This is a genomic window from bacterium, assembly GCA_021372535.1.
In the GTDB taxonomy this organism is placed as follows: domain Bacteria; phylum Latescibacterota; class Latescibacteria; order Latescibacterales; family Latescibacteraceae; genus JAFGMP01.
Genome location: JAJFUH010000152.1, coordinates 1 through 21,656 on the forward strand (window position 1 = coordinate 1; position 21,656 = coordinate 21,656).

The 21,656-nt window shown below is 49.8% G+C and carries 16 protein-coding genes; 6 read left to right on the forward strand and 10 right to left on the reverse strand.

What is annotated here, in order from left to right; all coding sequences use genetic code 11:
• From LLG96_13515 to LLG96_13535, 5 genes are all read right to left on the reverse strand, one after another.
• Nucleotides 1-216, reverse strand: a 216-nt coding sequence (locus tag LLG96_13515; protein MCE5251229.1) for a hypothetical protein, incomplete at its 3' end; no start/stop codon positions are given.
• A 299-nt stretch (nt 217-515) separates the two neighbouring features.
• Entirely contained in the window at nt 516-1,808 is a 1,293-nt protein-coding gene (locus LLG96_13520; protein MCE5251230.1) for a hypothetical protein, read from the reverse strand.
• Between the two features lie 433 nt (nt 1,809-2,241).
• Complete coding sequence (locus tag LLG96_13525) at nt 2,242-3,387, reverse strand: Fic family protein (GenBank protein ID MCE5251231.1); 1,146 nt, start codon at nt 3,385-3,387, stop codon at nt 2,242-2,244.
• A gap of 243 nt (nt 3,388-3,630) precedes the next feature.
• The gene (locus LLG96_13530; protein MCE5251232.1) at nt 3,631-5,316 is read right to left on the reverse strand and encodes a T9SS type A sorting domain-containing protein; all 1,686 of its coding nucleotides are present in this window, start codon (nt 5,314-5,316) and stop codon (nt 3,631-3,633) included.
• A 53-nt stretch (nt 5,317-5,369) separates the two neighbouring features.
• A complete protein-coding gene (locus LLG96_13535; GenBank protein MCE5251233.1) occupies nt 5,370-6,863 on the reverse strand; it encodes a T9SS type A sorting domain-containing protein in 1,494 nt (497 codons plus the stop codon).
• A 384-nt stretch (nt 6,864-7,247) separates the two neighbouring features.
• Between LLG96_13535 and rpoN the strand changes: the two genes are divergently transcribed.
• The 5 genes from rpoN (at nt 7,248) to LLG96_13560 (ending at nt 12,929) form a co-directional block, all read left to right on the forward strand.
• The gene (gene rpoN / locus LLG96_13540) at nt 7,248-8,678 is read left to right on the forward strand and encodes an RNA polymerase factor sigma-54 (GenBank protein ID MCE5251234.1); all 1,431 of its coding nucleotides are present in this window, start codon (nt 7,248-7,250) and stop codon (nt 8,676-8,678) included.
• A gap of 193 nt (nt 8,679-8,871) precedes the next feature.
• Nucleotides 8,872-10,044, forward strand: a complete 1,173-nt coding sequence (locus LLG96_13545) for an HD domain-containing protein (protein ID MCE5251235.1) — start codon at nt 8,872-8,874, stop codon at nt 10,042-10,044.
• A 189-nt stretch (nt 10,045-10,233) separates the two neighbouring features.
• Nucleotides 10,234-11,274 carry a hemolysin family protein gene (locus LLG96_13550; GenBank protein MCE5251236.1) on the forward strand — a complete coding sequence of 347 codons (1,041 nt, stop codon included), beginning with the start codon at nt 10,234-10,236 and terminating at the stop codon, nt 11,272-11,274.
• Between the two features lie 152 nt (nt 11,275-11,426).
• Nucleotides 11,427-12,440 (forward strand): uroporphyrinogen decarboxylase family protein, encoded by a 1,014-nt coding sequence (locus LLG96_13555; protein ID MCE5251237.1) that lies wholly within the window; start codon nt 11,427-11,429, stop codon nt 12,438-12,440.
• 69 nt (nt 12,441-12,509) lie between these two features.
• A complete protein-coding gene (locus tag LLG96_13560) occupies nt 12,510-12,929 on the forward strand; it encodes a hypothetical protein (protein MCE5251238.1) in 420 nt (139 codons plus the stop codon).
• A 107-nt stretch (nt 12,930-13,036) separates the two neighbouring features.
• Here the strand turns inward: LLG96_13560 and LLG96_13565 are convergent, their stop codons facing one another.
• Nucleotides 13,037-14,416, reverse strand: coding sequence for a hypothetical protein (locus LLG96_13565; GenBank protein MCE5251239.1), 1,380 nt, complete (start codon nt 14,414-14,416; stop codon nt 13,037-13,039).
• A gap of 317 nt (nt 14,417-14,733) precedes the next feature.
• Here LLG96_13565 and LLG96_13570 point away from each other — a divergent pair, with 317 nt between their 5' ends.
• A complete protein-coding gene (locus LLG96_13570) occupies nt 14,734-16,182 on the forward strand; it encodes a hypothetical protein (protein ID MCE5251240.1) in 1,449 nt (482 codons plus the stop codon).
• Nucleotides 16,183-16,406: 224 nt separating this feature from the next.
• Here the strand turns inward: LLG96_13570 and LLG96_13575 are convergent, their stop codons facing one another.
• The 4 genes from LLG96_13575 to LLG96_13590 form a co-directional block, all read right to left on the reverse strand.
• Nucleotides 16,407-17,666 (reverse strand): ABC transporter permease, encoded by a 1,260-nt coding sequence (locus tag LLG96_13575; protein ID MCE5251241.1) that lies wholly within the window; start codon nt 17,664-17,666, stop codon nt 16,407-16,409.
• Nucleotides 17,650-18,567: an ATP-binding cassette domain-containing protein gene (locus LLG96_13580; protein ID MCE5251242.1), complete on the reverse strand. Its 918-nt coding sequence runs from the start codon at nt 18,565-18,567 to the stop codon at nt 17,650-17,652. The genes LLG96_13575 and LLG96_13580 overlap by 17 nt, the downstream gene beginning before the upstream one ends.
• Nucleotides 18,568-18,945: 378 nt before the next feature.
• Complete coding sequence (locus tag LLG96_13585; GenBank protein ID MCE5251243.1) at nt 18,946-20,244, reverse strand: Gfo/Idh/MocA family oxidoreductase; 1,299 nt, start codon at nt 20,242-20,244, stop codon at nt 18,946-18,948.
• 115 nt (nt 20,245-20,359) lie between these two features.
• Nucleotides 20,360-21,295, reverse strand: coding sequence for a PIG-L family deacetylase (locus LLG96_13590; GenBank protein ID MCE5251244.1), 936 nt, complete (start codon nt 21,293-21,295; stop codon nt 20,360-20,362).
• Nucleotides 21,296-21,656 lie beyond the last annotated feature (361 nt).

Genomic DNA, 21,656 nt, shown 5'->3' on the forward strand with positions numbered 1-21,656 from the left:
GCGGGATCGGGGCACCCCGGCGGATCGCTCTCGGCCATCGATATCATCACGTAACTTGCCCATCAATTCTTCAACAAAAGCAAGATCGCCGAACTCTTTCACAGCCTCATCGAGATCGACAGGATTTTCTTCCCGCTCATCCCTTTTCTTATCGGAAAATGAGTCAGGTACGAATCCTTCTTCTGATTGTTCGGGGTAATCTGATGAAAAGGACATTTTTTTGCTCCGGACCCATGTACATACCGCACCTGTACATAGTGAAATTAAGCCAAAATTCTCACACCTGCAAGTGTTAATTGCATCCTCCGGTGTTTCCTGCCGTAACAGAGCGGACACTTTCCCCTTCGCGATACAATTATATCTGATTATATGATTTATGGAACGCGGATTTACACGGATCGGGCGGATTTACGCGGATTTGAAACTTATAAAATATCTTGGGGGGGTGTACTGTTGATAATTTCCAATAACATCATAAATAATATGTTATATCACTCTGCGTTTTGGGGGGAAATTCAGCTATTTATGAACTTCACGATTGAATGAAATTTCTCACAAATGCGAACTACTTCATTAACAAGGGAAATACCCTGGTCTTTCCGAGATAGTTTGCACACCTCTTCACGGTCAATCAGTTTTCTTATGGAGAAGTAGGGATATTGAAGACGATCTATAAGTGTTTCAAGATATTCGTAACTGCTGGAACCGATTTCACTGTGCCTCAAAGAACTCACTTCAATCTTTGAAATCAATCTATAATCATACACCATCGCCTGTATCTTTTTCCTTTCCTCGATTTGAATCCAAAGAGGATCATCCAGTTGAAGATCACTTAGAAGCTTTCTGAACTCGTCTTTGTTATTGCATACTTTTTCCTTAAGCTTATCGGTTGCAGATTTAAGCTCAACGTTCAAGAATACTTCAAGCCCTGCCAAATGAATAGCAATAGAAAGGTGCGCCCGTTGTTTGTATTCTTGGTCTTTTGGGCCAAAAGCAATCCATGAATGATTATGCTTTAGTTCAAGTCGACCGAGATCGTATCCATCATAAAAATGATCTAATTTATATAATTCTGGTTGGAGTACTTCACCGAAGCCCTGCATGGTATCGCGCACCCATTTTCGAATTTCTTCATCATCGTGAGCTATAAAATAGTCAAATACTTCAGGCTTGAAACCGGTAAACTCTGCCATACTGATATCCTCAAGATATTGTATAAACTGCGTTACCAACCATTTATTCTTGTCACTTAATTCAGGCAAGATACCAGCAAAAAATCGATGTACTTCTGCCCATTTTCGAACATCATCATGATCCTGCAGGTTTGGGTCGATTTGTAGTTTCTGACGGTGAAATCGCATCTGAACTGGGTCTAAATTCCCAACTACTTTACTTTCGATAAGGATAACATAATTGTCGCCGTAAATCCATGCATCTGGTCGGCTGTCTTCTCGGCTATCATTTTTGATGCCTTCTTTAATGTCTTTTCTATTGTCTTCTCTATCTGATATGTTTTCGCTTGTTGGTTGTTTTGCAGACTGTTCGGGGACAAGACCTAATAGAAGCTTTTTAGATTTCCCTTTTATTTTTGCATCACCAATTGTTTTGCGCTGTAATTCGAAATTCGTTTTCCCGATGGCGACAATGCCTAACCATTCTAAAAATTTTTGTAAAACTGTTTGACTGCAATGTTCCAGTACGTTTATCAGTGCTTTGGTTGTATTGTCTTCCAATTGCCGCTCAAACTCGGAATCTTCTTGCCTTGCACCTCGATAATAATAGAAAATGTTGTGATGAAAATCCGGCATGCTCAGGTTATCCAATCATAGAATGTTGTATACAGAACACACGGCATAACAAGTGTTTATACGGTTTCAATATAACACTTACCATGGTTCTGCCCGTCCGCATAACACGCACCTGTACCCTTCATCACAAGCTACCCATCAGGCTTTTTACGCCCAGTTCTCTTCGGTTGAGTACATGGGGGCCAAACCATCCTCATCCCCACCCAATGCGCTCCACAAATTCCTGGGCTTTTCGTGTTATATATCAATAAAGTAAAATTTATCCCCTGTCAAGAGAAATATGTTCAGTATGCAGTCACGGCTTTGCCCGGTATTGAAATACCGGTCTATTCCCGAAAAGTCCCTGTCGGGACTCATGAAAGCAGCTCTTTCCCTCTTTGTCCCTTTGTCTCTTTGTCCCTTTTCTTTCCCCTTCTGCCTTGTGCCTTATGCCTTATGCCTGTATTAAACTTTTCCGCGCAGCAAGTCCCTGGGGAGTCTTTTCGATGATTCCGAGGGCTATGAGGTCATAGACATCTCTCGTGAGGGTCTTGTATGTCCTCTTTGAATATGAAAGGGCAACATGCGGCAGCATCTGCTGGAGCATGGTCAGGGGCACCGGTTTGGATATCCGTGACAACTCGAGCGCAAGATACCGCCGACGGAGGTCCGCCGGGCTCGTTTTATCCCTGAAAACGTTATGAATGTAGTGCTCCCAGAGCGTTTCGGTCTGGTGCGTGCGGATGGTGGCGGTCAGGTCGATCAGAGAGTTTCTGAAGCCCTGCACCGCGTGCATGATGAACGGCTGCACCTTTCCCTCGGGGCTGCATGTCTTTTCGAGCTGGAGCTTGTATTCCGGGCGGTTTTGAGCGAAGTGTATGCTTATGAGCGGAGCCGCCGGAGCGGGAACGCCGGCTGCGGTGAGGATATGGAACTCCATGAGCTGAGCGGTACGGATGTTCGCGTCGCCGAACGGCCGTATCCATGCCATGTAGAGATGGGCGAGCACAGCCTTTAAAACGCCGTATATGACGCCCATGCCGCGGGGAGCTTCGAATGTGGCGCTTTCGAGCCAGCGGCAGAGGTTGTCGATGAGGTTTTCGCAATCTTCGGCGGGAGGCGGTTTGTACTGATCATCGCCGGAAACTCCGGGCGCAGTGCGGAATTCGCCGGGCACGATGTAATCGGGAAGAACGAGACGGTCGAGAGCGAGACGGTTATAATCCCTGATGATTTCGGGATTCAGGCCATCAGTATCGGAGACTGTCACGGTGTCGAGTATTCTCCGGTACCCTCTGACGATGTTGAGGCACTTCTGGGCTGCATGCATCTGCGAAGGTGGAAGGGTCAGCGCTCCGTTCATCAGCTGTATGACATGATCGACACCGAGCGACAGACTGTCGATGCCGGTCATGGCAAGTGCGCCCCGGGCGAGCGATACGGCTACGAGCGTGTCACGGTGTTCAGGGAGAAGAGGAGCATCCGCGGCGAACGTGCACATGGTTTTGCATTCTCCGAGCAAAACCCAGAGTTTCGCCGGTGCCTTGGACAGGTTTATGGTGAAGGTGATCCAGGGGTGGGACTGCTCGTACGCATGCATGGATGTCCTCGCTTATTTATGGAAAATCAATTATATGGGCTAAATATGTCCTGATATATGACTAAAATAAATGATCGCCAGGTTAATTTCAAGCATTTTCAGGAACACATGGAGGGTGGAAAAAAAGTGGATGTTCACGCATCCGATGAAGATGTATTATTTTTTTATACGAATAAATTATCGGGGATTCGTACCGGGCATTGACAGCTTATATTCACACATGCAGAAAATGAAAGGACCCACCTACCGGACAAACACGACCTTGCCGCGGGCGGAATGACTGCCTGCGACGAGACGGTAGAGGTATACGCCGCTGCCGACCAGCGCGCCGCCGGAATTTTTGCCGTTCCAAACCGTTTCGTGTCTTCCCGGGCTGACCATCCCGTCGAAAAGAACGGCGACTTCCCTGCCGAGAATATCGTATATCACCAGAGAAACCCGGCATTCTACCGGTATCTCGTAGCCGATGGTCGTTGCGGGATTGAACGGATTGGGATAGGGCGGATAAACCCTGAAAGACGAGGGAATCTGCTCAACATCGGTCGTGATGGATTCGTAACGGGCGGGAATCTTTTCACTTTCTCCCGTCATGCCTTCCGCGGATACCCAGTAAAAATAAAGCGTATCGTTGGAGAGGATACGGTCGTCAACAAATGAATTCACACCGGGTCCGACAGAGCCCAGCAGGATGGCATGCTGCTGTTCGGCTTTGGTCAGGGCTTCAGCGGAAGCGTATACGCTGATGGGTACAGGATTGGAGAACATGAAAGTCTGGGAACGGTAGATATTGTACTGCGTGACATACCGGTCGACAGCGGACAGGGTCCATGTGAGTTTCAGGCTGTATCCCTGGTCGCCGGGAACATCGGAGACGGTGACATCAGTCGGGGGATCGACAATATAGTCGAGGTGTATTGTCGTGGAAAAAACAGTGTTGTTCGAGGATTTATCGGTAACCTGTATCGAAACCGTATTATTCTTATTCAGGTCTTCGAGACCGGGTGTGCCCGACAGCTTTCCTTTCGCATCTATACTGAGCCATGACGGGGTGGTGAGCAGCGAATAAGTAAGCACTGAATCTTTTTCATCGACATCGCCGGCTATGACGGATTCCTGATATAAATGCCCGACACGGGCGTTTTTCAGTGTTTTCGTAAATATCACCGGGGAGGTGTTTCTCGATGAGGTCACCGTGAAAGCATAAGAACCGTAACCTCCGGAATGACGGTATACCTTGATGGTGGTCGCTTTGGTAAATGTGTAATACCACTCATACATGCCTTCAGTTTCCAAAACTTTTCGCGGGTCGCCGAGACCACAGCCGCATGTTTCGACTACTTCCACATCTATATCCACCGTCGGCTCGGAAACGAATTTATAGTAGAAATTGGCTGCCTCAGGTAATACAATGAGATAGTTATCGACCGAATCGACAACACCGCGGTTATAAAATCCAATAAAACCCGTATAGACAACATCTCTTTCGATTTGCACTGACTGGCCGGATTCATTATCCATTATTGTATCGCCGGTATAGCGGGCAGGGTTAATATATGAGGAAACCGTATAGAAACCGGAAGAGAAGTGTTTGGGGGACATCTTGAGATAATACGTTCCCGGTGCAAGGTGAGTATGATGGATTTTCTGTGCTGTGCCTTCCGGAAGCTCGGAACCGGCAAGGAGCGTCAAATCCACATCATACAGGCTCAGATCGATCACCAGAGTCGAATCCGATACGGTTGACAGCGAAAGCTCGCCGAACGATGGTAATCCGATTTTAAACCATACGGTCTGGAACATGACACCGGAGACGGAGCCGTCGAGCGGGAGGTCACGCGCTGTTCCGGGCGTATCCTGACTTTCAGCCGCTGCCGTAAACATGACCATCATACTCAATACAAGTGCCAGAAACAAATTTCTCGTTACCATTATTCAATACCCTTCAGATTTGTATATGATACCGTTCAGGATACCCTGTCCGGTTATTCGGACAGGGGGTAATCCATCATGATCCATTCCCTGATCCCGCCAAGCATATTATACATTTCCCTGAATCCGAGTTCCTGCATAATCTGCACCGCTCCGGCGCTCCGCGATCCGGCAAGGCAATAGACGAGATACATGTTGTTCTTATCGAGAGCATCGACATCGTTTTTAAATGTCTCCGATTTATAATCGATATTGATTGCCCCCGGGATATGCTCCGCATATTCGGCCGGCGTTCTTACATCGAGAATAACGAAGCGGGGATTTGTGTTGTTCTCCCCGATCATCGAATATGCCTGTCCGACAGTTACATTTTCAACTATCTGGCCGTAAAAAACAGCCCAGTACGGGTAGTGTTCCGATTCGAAGGCAATCGTGTGAGAAACGGTGTCGACCGTGCCCTTTTTACTGGTCCAGCGTACGCCATCCCAGTGAGCGGCAAAAAGATCGGTCTCCTCCGTATCCGCGCCGATTTTTGAGGGATCGTACGGCAGTGACAGCGTTTCGGCGCCGGTTACCGAAGCACCATGCAAATCAACGTTATATATGGAGCTTACAGGATGAAGATACGGGACAGCGTATTCGGGCGGCAGCAGTTCGGCGCTCAGGAATGTAACCGTGGTATCGTCAGTAAAAAAATTTTCGGAAAACACCACCCGCGCACCGTTCCCGAGCTCGATTTTTCCTCCCGCCGCCGCAGTAACCGTGGCGGATGTCCTGAATTGAAGAAGGGATACCGTGAAATCGAGGATATCCCCATCATTCATCGTAATTCCGCTCAATTCAAGGGGAAATAGTGCGTCGCCGGTTATTAAAACACGGAACGTTGGAGAATTTTCGGCGATTTTCTCTTGGTATTTCGGGGTTAGCTGATCCGGGAAAGCCTGCTTCGGCACAACCCCGCCGGTGGAAGGCACAACAGCCGATATGCCCTTCATGTCGCGGTTACCGCCATCGAGAAGCAGCATTTTCCTCGTTTTCATGAATCCGCCGCATGTAAGCCGGTATATATATACTCCGGCTCCTGCGCCGGTTCCCCTGTCATCCAGACCGTTCCATACTGCCATGTGCTCGCCGGGTGAATAATAATCATGGACGAGTGTCCGTATTTTCTGCCCGAGAACATTATATACGGAGAGCTCAACAAAACCGGGCCTTTCTAACGAAAACGGAATTGTCGTTGCCGGATTGAAGGGATTGGGATAGTTCTGATGTAAATCAAAATCCTCGGGAACAGCCGCCGTTTCAGCGTCCCTGTCCACGCCCGTCATGGTATCGGTAATCGTATATTTTCCGTTACTGTCGGTGACAGAGCTGTAATGAATACCGGTATTATTCTCATCGGTAAACAGGACAAGCGCTCCGGATACAGGATTGCCGTCCGGGAATGTTACCGTTCCCGTCACCGAGGCAAAACAGACCGATACGGTATATAACCATAATGCACCGAAAAACGATATGGCGCGAAGCCGCGGGATTCTCCGTTTCATGTGGTATTCCTCGTTTCATGTACAGATAATGATCTTTTCACAGCATAACAGGCTGCAATGAACAATATAAATAAAACATCCGTATATAAGAAACATATATCTGTTCAAGATATAATCTTTTCATGATTAAAAAAAGAACAATATTATAGTAATTCTATAGTAATTCTGATAATATTGAAAGGACAATCGGATTCTTTGCCCTCCGTACTCTCCACAATTCCGTTGTTAAAATCTTCAAATGTGAAGTTTTTCACAGAACGATAACCGGATATTGTTATATACCCATCGAAAAAGCTTGATGTATTCCTGTCTTCGATTTATTATGTATTGTTGAGCCAGAAAATATGTATCATCATTCCGCTTTACCCGTTGAAGGCAGTCCATATGCTGAAACTGACCCAGGAAATGAAACTGACCCAGAAGCTGGATTTCAGGATGATCCAGTCTCTTAAGCTGCTTCCTCTTACCACCATGCAGCTGACGCAGCGGATTTCCGAGGAGATCGAACAGAATCCCATGCTCCAGATCGACGAAACGGTTGAGCAGACTCCCGATATCCCCGAATCGAACGCGGATGAATCCGGCCAGATATCAACATCATCGGAATCGGACACTGGCAATGACGGGGATTTCACCGAGGCCGAGTGGATGAAATACATGGAGGATGGTTACGACAGCGAGTACAAGACATACCAGGAATACGATCCGAACATAGAGGAACGTGAGCCGACAAATACCTACACCATCACCATGTCCGATCATTTACTCGAGCAGCTCGGCCTGGTGGTGGAAAACGATTATGACCGTGAAATCGGAGAATTTATTATTGGCTCGCTCGATGATGACGGTTTCATCGGGCTCACCGATGATGAAATTGCAAACGATCTGAATGTTCCCATCGAGGATGTACAGCGGATTATCGAGATGATTCAGCGGTTTGAACCCCCGGGAATAGCTGCCCGCAATCTGCGTGAAAGTCTCCTTATCCAGCTAAAAGACCGTGATATGGAAAATACGACGGCATGGCAGATTATCGACCGTTACTTCGACGATTTCACCCGGAAAAAAAACAAGGAGATTTTACGGGCTCTCCAGATTTCCGAGAATGAGCTGAAAAGCGCGATCGAGGTTATATCCATGCTCACCCCGAAACCCGGAGCGGTTTTTTCCGATACGGGAAACATGGTGATTGTTCCCGATATCGTGGTCACAAAAATCGATGATGATTATGTCGTGATGCTCAATGACGGTTATGTTCCCCACCTTACTATCAGTTCTCATTATCGGCAATTACTCGATAAAAATTCAAAATCCAGCTCCGAAACACGCAAGTATCTTGTCGACAAGCTCAACAGCGCCCGGTGGTTTATCAATTCCATCGAACAGCGGCGGTCGACCATTCTCCGTGTTTCAACCGCTATCGTGGAACGGCAGCGGGATTTTCTGGAACACGGCGTTTCGCATCTCCGGCCTATGACACTCCAGGATATTGCCGAAAACATCGGTGTGGCAATTTCAACCGTTCAGCGTGTAACTTCCGGGAAATACATTCAGACTCCGCAGGGTGTTTTCGAGCTTAAATACTTTTTTACCCAGCGGATAGCATCTTCGGACGGCTCCGAGGATTTATCGGCCAAATCAGTCAAGGATAAACTGAAACAGCTCATCGAAAAAGAAAATCCTTCCAGACCACTTTCCGACCAGAAATTAACCGATATACTCAATGAGCAGGGTATCTCCATTTCGCGCCGCGCTATTGCAAAATACCGCGACGAACTCCAGATATCGCCTGCCCGTCTCAGAAAACAACTATAAATATTTAAAAAAAGTAATATTTTTCTATTGATTTACAAAAAAATTTTTCTCATTTTTAAATTGAGTATTATGTAAAATATGTTTATTATTATTTATTTTTTCAATATATTATTGTTGAACAGCACATATTAATATACAATTTCTTATATATTTTTTATATGACATTTACCTCTAACCACCTGATTCGTAAGCCATGAGATTATATCCTCTAAAAGACATAACCGAAGGAATGGTCCTCGGTAAATCAATCTACAATATGAACGGCACGCTTCTGCTCGGGGCCGGATTCCGAATAAATCTTGACATAATCTCAAAGTTGAATGCACGCGGTTATACCCATGTCTATATCATGGAAGAGGGTACGGAAGAAATTATTCCAGAGGATGTGATTTCCGAAGAACACCGCCTCCAGGCGAAAATGAAACTTGCCGACAAAGTCGAGGTTGTCAAGAATATTGCCAACTTCAAGAACCTGACGATAGATAAAGCAACGGATCTCATGGAGAGCGGTTATCTTGAGAAAGTAAGCATTTCCTTTGAGCTCAGAAAGCTGGTCAAGGAGATTCTCAGAGATATATCCGAAACCGGCTCAAAATTCATGAACACCATTATGATTAAATCCAAGGATTCATACTTTCTGGATCATTCCATAAATACCACCGTGCTCGCCATACTGATCGGTTCGAAGTACCGCTTCTCAAACACGGAACTTACCAGCCTCGCACTGGGAACGCTGCTTCATGATATCGGCAAGATTATCATCGAACAGTTAGATGAAACCAGCAAAAGTAAAGCAGGAGCCAATCTTTACAAGGAACACCCGACTTTCGGTTATATTCTCCTTAAAAACAGCCCCGATGTCACCATCCTGGAAACCCAGATTGTCAATCAGCACCATGAGTTCCAGGACGGCTCCGGATTCCCCATAGGATTGAAAGGTCAGAACCTTCCCCCGGTTAAAGACGAGAAAAAAAGAGAAAACGGCCATATTTTCAGGCTCGCGGAAATAACCTGTGTGGCAAATGCTTTCGATAACCTTGTTCTGAACCCCTTGCAGACGAAAAATCTTACACCCCAGGATGCGCTTGGTGAATTGATTATCAACGCCGGAAGCCACTTTAACAGGGACATTATCGAAACCCTTCACCAGGTTGTTCCGATGTTCCCCGTGGGAACGCATGTCAAGATCACCGATATCGTGGATCCTAACCTTATCGGATGTTACGGCGTTGTGGCTAAAATTAACGAGGCGGCTCTCAACAAACCGATTATCATCATTACCTCAAACAAAAAAAGGAAAAAAATCAAACCCATCATGATCGATACTTCACGATTGAACCGCATAGAACTCAAACTTATCATTTAGCGCAGAAAAGGCAGCCCGCTCGACCATTTCAATCCCCATCCCCATGTAATACTTTTTATTGCCTTGTTTTTTATAATTTTATAAACGATGGGGTATTGCCCGGCATTTTATTGGCATGTCCGTTATAACAGCATATCACCAAGGATATACTGGAGTCCGGAATAATCTGAAAATCCGGATATATATCATATGGCCATACTTATTCTCTATTTACTTATCGCCCTCACGGTTTCATTTATCTGTTCGCTTCTTGAATCGATTATGCTCTCCGTAACCCACGCTCATATTGCGGTACTGATTAAAAACGGGCACAAGAGCGGGCGTCTGCTCAGAACCATGAAAAAAAACATCAATCACCCGCTCGCCACCATTCTGACCCTTAACACTGTTGCCAATACCGTCGGAGCCGCCATGGTAGGTACCCAGGCATATTCACTGTATGGCGTCGAGTGGGCGGCATTTGTCTCGGGCATACTCACCGTGCTGATTCTCGTGTTTTCGGAGATTATCCCCAAAACCCTCGGGGCCGTGTACTGGAAAACCCTGTCCCCGTTTGCCGCATATTTCCTGAAAGCTCTTATGGTCATACTCTACCCCATTGTCATCTTTCTCGAGAAGATATCGAAATTAATCTCCCGAAAAGGACCGTCCGCCAGAATAACCCGTGAAGAGCTCCTCGTTCTTGCGGAAATCGGCCTGCGCGAGGGAATTCTCGAACACGATGAAGCCCGTATTCTCGAAAATCTCCTCCTGCTCAGGGAGATACGAACCGGAGATATCCTGACTCCGCGGTCGGTCATGCTCGCTTTTCAGAAGGATCAGACTGTCGGCGAGGTGGTCACTGCCCATCCGCGGATACGTTTTTCACGGATTCCCGTGTTCGGGGACGATATTGACGATATAACCGGCGTCGTTCTCAGCAGAGAACTCCTGGAGGCATATTATACCGGCAGGGAAAAGGAAACAATCGAACGCCTCACAAAACCGATTTTCGCCATACCCGATTCAAAACCGATTGCCGATCTCATCGAGGATTTTATCAACCGCCGTGAACATATATTCCTCGTTGTCGATGAATACGGCGGTACGGGAGGGATTGTGACGCTCGAGGATGCGGTTGAAACCCTCCTCGGTGTTGAAATCGTGGACGAACACGATTCGGTCGAGGACATGCGCGCCCATGCGCTCGAACAGTGGAAAAAACGCCGCCAGGAGCGGCACACGTTGTGATGATATATGGTTGCTGACGGAAAATTCCCATTTTGTTTCCCCCCATCTTCCCCTTGCTCCGCGCCTCCTTATCCATTACCTTTCTCTCCGTGGTCTCCGTGCCTCTGTGGTTAACTTTTATCTGTCGATTCCACCATATTTCAGGACATATCATGACAAAACGCGAAGTCATACGGACGGTGCTCGACGGCGGTAAGCCCCCGTACGTCCCGTGGTCGTTCTCGTTCACCGCGGAAGCACGGGAAAAGCTCGTCGCGCACTACGGTCACGACGATATCATGAATGCGACCGGCAGCCATGTGCTCGGTCTCGGAAGCGATATCGGTTTTTTCGAGGATATCGGGGACAGTTGCGTCCGCGACGTGTTCGGCGTCGTATGGGACAGGAGCATCGACAAAGACATCGGCGCTGTCCGGGGACAGGTGCTTCATGAGCCGACACTACGGGGTTACACATTCCCCGATCCGCTCGACCGTAGATTTTTCGAGGGGATTCCCGGCATGATCGGGCGGTACGGCGACCGGTTCAGGGTGTACCAGATCGGGTTTTCCCTTTTCGAGCGGGCGTGGACGCTCCGCGGCATGGAAAATCTCCTCATGGATTTCTACGACCATCCCGGATTCGTCCGCGACCTGTTCGAGGCCATCGCCGATTACAATATCGCGCAGATCGGGGAGGCGCTCAGGTACGACATCGACGCTGTCTATTTCGGCGATGACTGGGGGCAGCAGCACGGTCTGCTCATGGGGCCGGTCGTCTGGCGCGAGTTCATCCTCCCCGTGCTCGGGCGGATGTATGGCGTCGTGCGCGAAGCCGGGAAATATGTCATGATTCATTCCTGCGGCGATGTGGACGAGCTTTTCGACGATCTTGCCGGAATCGGGCTCTCCTGTTTCAACCCGTTCCAGCCCGAGGTGATGGATGTGGCCATGCTCATCGGCCGGTACCGTGGTCGTCTTGCCTTTTTCGGTGGCCTGTCAACCCAGCGGACGCTGCCGTACGGGACTGCCGATGATGTACGTCGCGAGGTAGGACGGCTCATCGGGCTCGGAGGGAATGGCGGTTATATCCTCGCCCCGGCGCATGCGGTCGAGGGCGATGTCCCTCTCGAAAACATGCTCGCCTTCATCGAGGCTGTCAGGGAACAGCCGGGATACCATGGATAACGGTTCACGGTTTGTGAGCGTACATGACTGTGCGGCGGGTTGTTGAAATGGATACATGAGGTTTTTCCAATGAACAACCGGAGAATTTGGTTTACGGGACTATGGTCAAGGGCTGCCGTTATCGTGCTGACTCTTGTTGTGCCGGGTGTTCTGTACGCAGGAGTTTCTGTTGCACAGGGAAGCGGCGAAACCGTACCGGCGGAAAATCATAAATCCGTCTCAACCATCGATACGGTCTTCATCTCGCTGTTTCTGCTTGTCGTGCCTTTTGCATTTTACCTGTACGCACTTGGCCGCAGAAAAATAAACCAGGACAGCATTACACCTTCCAGACATGGATTCAGTCATTTCCCACCGACCAAACAGAACACAAAACCTGCTGTGAGCGGCCAGACCCTGATTCTGGTATCGCTCATACTCATTATAGTCGGCGTTCTCGGGTGGGTCTATATCCGCGAGATATTTCAGCAGCTCATTAACAGAAAATAAAATGCAGGGGCAATTCATGAATCACCCCTGCAAATGATACATCGGTCAGATACGAAATCAATCCGTGTCAATTTGTCCGACCCGCGATATTCCGTGTTCCATACGGTTCAGTACCCGCGCTGTGTTGCGAGTGTGCCCATTTCCGCATTGTAAGCGTTCCCCCAGGTGAGAGCGCCATTGAAATGGATTGCCGGCGTGTTGCCCGTCCGCCGGATGATCTCCTCGGCAAGTTCTGTGCTCATCACCCAGAGAATCGAGGTTGCGAGAATCCCCGAAGTCGGGCATACCTTCTGTTCGAATCCCGGAATGGCAAAAAGACCGTACGTGTCACTGATTCTCCCCACATGCACCTCGGTTTCCTTGAACACGCACCGTCCCTGGGGGAGCGCATGGTTGCGCGATACCGGCCCGATCGAGGCGACTCTCATGCCGAGTTCCTTGAACGTGTCGAGGTTTTTGAGGTCGGCTTCGTCGTCCGGTTTGTAGGTTCCCATGATGACACAGTCCTTTGCAGTGATCTCCTTTATGTTACCATCGGCAAGCCCGCGGGCGAAGAAAAATCCGCCGCGCCGTCCCGTTGCCTCTCCCGCCAGGGAATCGAAATAACGGCTGTAGAAGTAAACTTTCCCGCCGCCGAGCAGGGTGTCGACCGCCATGTTCGCCATTTTCCTGATATCGCCCAGCTCGGAGCCCACGAGCTCCATCTGGCGCATGACCTCGTCGAAGTAGTCGTCCATGAGCGGCCTGTCGAGATTGACCCACGGCACCCGGTCACCGGACAGTTTTGGCTCATCGCCCTTGACCGCTGCCGATTTGCCGTTGCGGGCGAGGATACGGCAGGCGTCCGCGACCATCATCCACAGTATGGTGCCGTTGAGCGGGCCGGATTCCGGGCCGAGCGGCGCGGGCGATCCCGGTATATTGACCTGCGCACCGAGGTGGTCGACGTTGGTTTCGATCCAGATATCGGCAAACGGCCGGATTTTAAGCTTCTGGATGTCGGGGACGATGTTCTCGTAGCCCATGACATCGCCGCCCCAGGGGCATGGCCCGCCGACGATGAAGAGTTCGCGCCTGGCGATGTCCTCGATGTATCCCGCCGGCCAGGGAAAATTGGCAAGCACGAGGTCGCCGTCCTTGACCTTGTCCTTATCGTACCCGGCGGTGAGAATTTCCGGCTGGCCGTTACGGCCGGGGAAGAGGTCTGCCGCGTTCGTATGGCCGAGGTCCCAGCAGCTCCAGACACGGTGTCCTTTTTCCACCGTTCGGGCGATTGCATAGGCGGCTTCGAGAATGTTGTCGGACTGGGTTGCACGCACCCTTCTCAGCAAGTCCATCACTTTTCTCGTGTAGGTGAGCGAGAGCGGTCCCGGGCCCTCAAAACGCGGAGGAAGCGGTGGTTTGTCGAATGCGGAGGTTTTGAAGGATGTACCACCCATACCGGCAAATGCGAGCGGAATGAGCTTGAACGTTTCCCGTCGTTTCATGAGTTTGCTCCTTATAATAAAGGTTTATGACGGCATGGAAAGATAATATGTAATAATAAAACATTTTCATGGAACGGCAATGAAGTTTTCGCGGGTCAGCGATATTCCTACCTATTCACAGGATTCAATGGAACGCGGATTTACGCGGATTGGGCGGATATACACGGATTTGAATTATATTTTTTGTATCAGGTACGATGATTATATTCTTTTACTTTACGAATTCACAGTTTTAAGTATCAATAATGTCCCAGGGTCTATGGTAGCACATTCATATCATAGGTTTTTCCGGAATTTATTAACCAAAGGAGAGCTGTATGAAACGACGCGATGCATTCAGGCTTATCCCGCTTTCGCTGGCGGGTGTCACAGGAATGGCGGCAAAGCTTTTTTCCGACGATCTTCGTTACAATTATCCGGGCGTGGATGCCGCACTCCACGAAAAACCCGGCGAGGGAATGCACGTTCCCGGCCCGGAGCTTCCGATTCCGCTTGCCATCAGATATACCCAAAAAGTGCGCGACATGCTCTTGTGGATACGGGAGACCCAGTCGGAGAACCTGCTCGAAGCCTCGTATGCCATAGCGCGGACGGTCATGAAGAGCGGCACCTGCTGGTACAACTGGGACACGGGGCACAGCACCACTTTCGATCTGTTCCCCGAGCGCAACGGTGTTCCGAATATCTTCACCATAGGGTACGATCCTAAAAAATCCAAAAAGGGCGACCTCTTCCTCGTCAACATCTGGGGGGAGTCACTCGAGGAACAGAAGAAAAAGGGTGTTCTTATTATCGGGGCGCCGGTACCCTGGGGATCGGATGCGCGGAATTCCCACCTGATAGTCCGCGAGGGGGCGAAAACGAGAATCAGGCCGTACGCCGACATCTGGATCGACAACACCATGGACACGCTCGGCGCGATCATGCATGTCCCCGGCATGCCCGCTCCCATCGGGCCTGCTTCGGGCATTATCGGCATGACAACCTTCTGGATGATGGTGGGCGATGCCTGCCGTATTCTCGCCCGGGACGGAAAATCGCTCGATGTGAGCGGCGACGAACCCCCGCTGTCGGGCAATGCGGTCGAGTGGATAAGCCTCAACAACCCGGTCATGGACGATTACTTCGAACAGCTCGTGCTCCAGATCGAAATGATCGGCGCCGAGCTGGGCACCATTCATGATATTGCCGCAATGGCCGTGGATTCGGTCCTCAAAGGCGGCAAAGTCTACGTCTACAGCCGGTATGAGAACTCGCTTTCAGTGGAAGCCAACACACGGCGCGGCGGTCTCGCGCTGACACAGGGTATCCACATGAAGGACGGCAGGCTTGTTTCCCCCGATGGCGATTTCAAGGGGACTTCGAACGATCTGGTGATCATGGGAATTTTCGAGCCGGACGACGAAGTCGATCTCAGGAATCTCGACACATTCAGAAGCTGCGGGATGAAGGTCGCTTCCATGGGACCGATGACCCGTGACATCAAGATTCCCGAAGGACGCACCGTTCCCAAAGAGGCCGATGTCCATGTCGGGCGCATGTGCGATACCTACGGTCTCTATGCCGTGCCGGGATTCAAGCGGAAGATATGCCCGACCTCGGGCCCGCTCCTCAACCAGATATTCTGGGCGACCTGCATGGAAATCGTGGAGGAAATGCTGCGTCGTACCGGCGACGTCCCGGGTGTGTTTTTCTCCGCCGCGATCAGAGGCGGAACCGAACATATGCACCGTATGCATGAACTCTACCGGGAACGGGGATACTGATTCAAACATACATTCAGATCGACATAAATAATGTGCGACTTACGAAATACGGTTTGAATGAGTTTAAAAATCCCAAATCGTAAATCTAAAATCGTAAATAATTTGTAAGGCTTGACTTATTCAATAGCAACGTGGTATGACATACATGACAAGGGGTGGCTGCCTGAAGTCTGCACCACCCCTCGTCTATTCATGAAACACACATGTCAAGGTAAAACCTGCACTTACTCCGAGCGCACCCAGCGGAAAAGCTCCTTTATGCTCGGCTGTTTGCCGTACATGAGGATGCCGGTGCGGAAAACCTTCGATGCCGCCCACATTACCGCGGGGACTGAGAGCGCGAGAAGCGCTATGGACCCGATTATCTGAATCATCGGAAGATCGGGGCGGACCGCCATGCGGAGAATCATGACCATCGGTGTCGTGATCGGAATGAACGAGAGCACAACCGCCAGCATGCCTTCCGGCCTCTGGACAATGTAAAACCAGGCAACCATCGGGACAATGAGCGTGATTGTCACAGGCCCCATCAGACTCTGCGCTTCCTTGATATCGTTGCAGGCGGAGCCGATCGCCGCGAGTATCGATGAAACAAGCAGGAAACCCAGTATGTAGAACAGAATGAAATATAAAAATATGCCGGGACTCATCATGATATTCAAACCGCGGATATGAGCCGTGACAAAAGCGGTGACCGCGTAGATACTGACGAGCGTCAGCCCTACGCCCGACTGTCCGAGTATCTTGCCCGTCATGAGCTGGAACGAGCTTACCGAGGCAAGGAGAATCTCGATCACCCGTGACGATTTCTCCTCGATTACGCTCATGAGCAGACCCTGGCTCGTCGTTACAATTCCCATGAACATGAGGAACATGAAAAAGAACGGCATCATGAGGGCAACGAACTCGTTCTGCTTCTTTTCAGTTTTCGCCCGGAGATTGATCTGTTCCACAGGCACCCACCGACGCAGTTTCCCGATCAGCTCGGGGGACAGATTATTGAGGCGCAGACGGCTGTTGAACACCGCATCGTTGACAAGACGCTGCACGTTGGAAAACAGCTCGAAATCAGTAACCTTCACGCAATAAAACCGGACTCCGCCGTCGCCCTCGATAACATTCCCGTCGATGATGACATAACCGTCGATTTTACCGTCGAGCACGCTTCTCTTGAGATTTTCGGTCCTTGATTCGATAGTCTGATCCCTGACAATTTCCTGTTCAAAGAGCAGCTTTCGCTGTGGATGCGAGGCATTATAACCGCTAAACACGGTTTCGAGCTGTTCGGAAATCCCGGGTGAACTATTGAGCGCCACGATATGCCTGTCGGGAAGAGCGCCAGACCTGCTTTTCTCCTGAAGCTTTATCGATACGAGAAAAGTAAGCCCCATCAGCACAAACGTGAACAATATACCTATCAGGAAAGTCCTGGTCTTGACCGTTTCGATATACTCCCGCTGTGCTACTTTAAGAATTCTGTTCATGGCTGTTCCCCACAAGGTGAATGAAAATTTCATGGAGCGAAGGAACTTTTATCTCGAATGCACGGACACGTGTTCTTTCCATGAGCGTGCGGAGAAAGTCCTGGTGATCGGTCTGTTCCCTGAGAACGACTTCGATACGTCTGCCGGCCGGCATGGTTTTCATGACCATTGGAAGACTGCCGATAAAGGATGTGTCTCCCTCGATTTCGAGGCTTACGATATTGGAAGTATATCGTGAGCGGATTTCATCGAGTGTGCCGTCGATGACTTTTTCACCCTTGTTGATGAGCAGGATATAATCGCACAGCTTCTCGGCATGTTCCATCATGTGCGTCGAAAAGATAACAGTCTTGCCCGATTCGCGAATCGAGAGCATGATACCCTTGACGAGTTCGAGGTTTATCGGATCGAGCCCGGAAAACGGCTCATCGAAAATCACGAGGTCGGGATTGTTGATCACTGTGGCAATGACCTGAAGTTTCTGCTGCATACCCCGTGACAGATCGTTCACTTTTTTATCGGCCCACCGGGCGAGATCCATTTTCCCGAGCCAGTAAGGTATTGCCTGCCGAAGACTGTTTTCGTTCATTCCTTTGATGCTGCCGATATAGGAGAGGACGTTTTTCACGGTCATTTTGCGGTATAAACCCCGTTCTTCGGGCAGGTATCCGATTCTGTCCCGGATACGGTCGAATACGGACTCTCCCAGAATCGAAATACTGCCGCTGTCGGGGCGTATGATATTCATGATCATCCTGATGGTGGTCGTTTTCCCTGCGCCGTTCGGGCCGATAAAACCGTATATGCAGCCTGACGGCAGCCGCGCGCTCAGATTTTTCACTGCCTTGACACCATCGAAATTCTTCGATACATCGTCGATTACAAGGGCGTCTGTATTCACGGCGTCTGTGCCTCGCATGTTACGAGTTATTGGTTTTCTGAATTTATCAGATTTTTCGGTTCTCTAAATTCCAACTTTCGTTTTCTTTCGACGTTCTGCTGAATAATCACTTCTACCGCGTTCCGTCTACATATACAACGTAAAAGTGATCGATATTCATTTAAAAATTTGATTAATCACGAAAATATTTTTTACGCACGCTGTAAAACGTAACTGACAGTGGTAAAGAGTGGAGAAAATTTCCCATATAATACTCTTATTTACAGTAAAATGCAATACAAAAACGGGCCTGCGTTTCACGGCAAACCCGTTTTCGGTAGAATCCCGCCCTCAAATGATTTCCACCGGATATGGTTTCTCACCGGCTTATTGAACCGGTTATCCCGGAATCACCGTCTCTTTTTGAGCATCCCAGAGGAAGGTCTTGTTCTGACGGTACGATTCGACAGCCATCTTGATCGCCACCATGGTCGTACAGCCGAGGTCGACATTGCAGAAGAGCTTTTCGTCCTTACGGATGGCGTCGATGAAATTGCCCTCGAGGTCACGGGTGTTTTCGGCGTGTACGGTAACTTTATCGTAGCCGCCGTTCAAATCCCTGAACTCCTTGACATACGAGCCGTTCCCCTCCATGACGGGCATACCGTTGAATTCGATGGTGCCATACTGCCCGTAAATCCGTGTCGGTATCTGCGTATCGTTGGTGAGCACGCTTTCAAGGAACACGGTGTATTCGCTGGGGTAGTCGACGGTCATCATGAATACATCGGGAACATCCCTGCCATCCTTCTTGATATAGAGGCCCCCGCTCGCGTTGACCCGCCGCGGATACTCGCCGTTTTCGCCGGCAAGCGAAATGAGCAGCGGTGCGAGACGGTGATAGAGCAGATCGGTCGCCACGCCGCCGTTGTACCGGAAATACCGGCGGAACCTGAAGAAATGATCGGGATTCCAGGGGATTTTCGGGGCAAGGTTATACTTCCACCCGAGCCACTGATCCCAGTCGATGAAATTGTCTCCCTTTTCGTAGGGACCTGCGGCTTCGTTGATGGTACCGAGCGCCCCGAACGCGCCGTCGGACTTCGGATTACGGTTGTAGGTTCCCTGCGCCCAGGTGACCTTGCCGACACGGCCGTCCTTGATGACATCGCGGGCTTTCCAGAACTGATCGTCCGCCGTGTAGTTCGGGCCGACCTGGAGTTTCTTCCCGAGCCGTTTCACGGCATTGCGGACCTCGATTGCCTGCTCGACGGTCAGGGTCATGGGTTTTTCGCAGTAGACATGCTTGCCGGATTCCATGGCTTCAATGGATATCTTCGAATGCCAGTGGTCGGGAGTCGCTATGAGAACGGCGTCGATATCCTTGCGGTCGAGGAGCTTGCGGTAGTCGAGATACCCTTCGGTATTGAAGCCCTTTTCCTTGCATATGCCAACAGCTTTGTTGATTCTGCGCTGATAGCAGTCGGATATTCCGATAACCTGTATATTATCATCGGCGCTGCGCCCCACGAGACTGTTGACATGGCCCGAGCCCATGCCTCCTACTCCGATAACACCAAAATTGATACGGTCGTTGGCGCCTGAGACCGTTGAGGGGATCAGCCCGCCGAGAGAGAAAGCGCCTGCCGCTGCTGCAGCCGTTTTCAGGAATGTTCGTCGTGAAGGTTGTCGAGTCATGAACGGTTCCTTTCATTGTTTCGTATGAGTATGTGGATAACCTGTTGCTGGAACGGTCAATGGTTTAAATTAATCCGTGGGAAAGGTCAAGAAAACATGCTCCGCCTTCCGGACATTATTGCCCGAAAAACGGGAAGAGCTTTTTCAGGTCCTGCTCCGAGGGACGGCGTCCATATTCGCAGACCTCGAAGGCTTCCGCGGTCTTCACATTCTTTCCCTTTTCCTCGCCGTACAGTTTGGTCAGCAAGTCACGGTACTGATCGGCTGTTCTTACAAATCCCCGTCTGAAGCCGTCGCTGACACGTTTATATGCCGCCGCACGTTCCGTTTCGTTTTTCGGAATCATTGATTCGTTTCCGCTGACACCGGCTTCGACAAACTGAGATTCCATCTGGGCAAGCGCCGCGAGCTTCGTATCGATGACATCATCGGTAGAAACCACGATGTCGGGCTTGAAGGGAGCAGGCTTCTGGAAGCCGTCAGAGAAATACATGAACACGGGATTTTTGGTCAGGTGCGGCGTATCCGGGCAGAAAAAGGGTACGGTGACCATGAACGCGGCATCCTGGACAAGAATCCCCGTATACCGGTGATCGGGATGATAATCGTTCGTGCGGGGCGCCAGCACGATATCCGCTTTCCACTCACGGATGAGACGGGTGATGATCTTGCGGTTTTCCAGAGTCGGCATGAGCTCGCCGTCGTGGTTATCGAGCACTTCGGTCACGATGCCGAACATCTCCGCCGCCTTGTGTACTTCGTCGGCGCGTCGCTGCGCAAGGGGGCCGCCAGCCATTTTCCAGTGACCTATATCGCCGTTTGTCACCGATACGAATTTGACATGATGCCCCTGCTTGGCCCAGAGCATGGCCACCCCGCCAGCTTTGAGTTCGCAGTCATCCGGATGTGCACCGAAAGCGATAATATTCAGCTTGCCGTCATCGGGAGGAGTCGCCGAAGCTTTTTGCCCCGAAGCCGGAGCTGTAACGCAGAACACGAGCGCCATTACGAGGAAAGTAATGCCAATGAATGATGAACCATGCTTTCCCATCACCTGTCTCCTTGTGAAAAGGTTGAAAAATTATCAATAATACAGGATATGATTACACTGTCCGGTGTCATGATGACCAGTAAGTATTACAACTCTGATACGAATACAGTAAATAAACGCCGTGTGTTGAAAAACACAAGGGAAAACCCTTACCGGGAGTATCCCGTTTTCGAGAGATTCATACATATATGAATTATCCGGAGATAAGCCTGCGTTTAATTATCGAAAAATGTCTCCGTCACTAATCTGTCTCATCGCGGGTTTGAAAGAGTTTCGTCAGGGACTTCTCGAAAGCAGCACGGCATTTCAATGCCGGACATGAAAATATACACTTATTTTTTTATCTATTCGGAAACCCGGC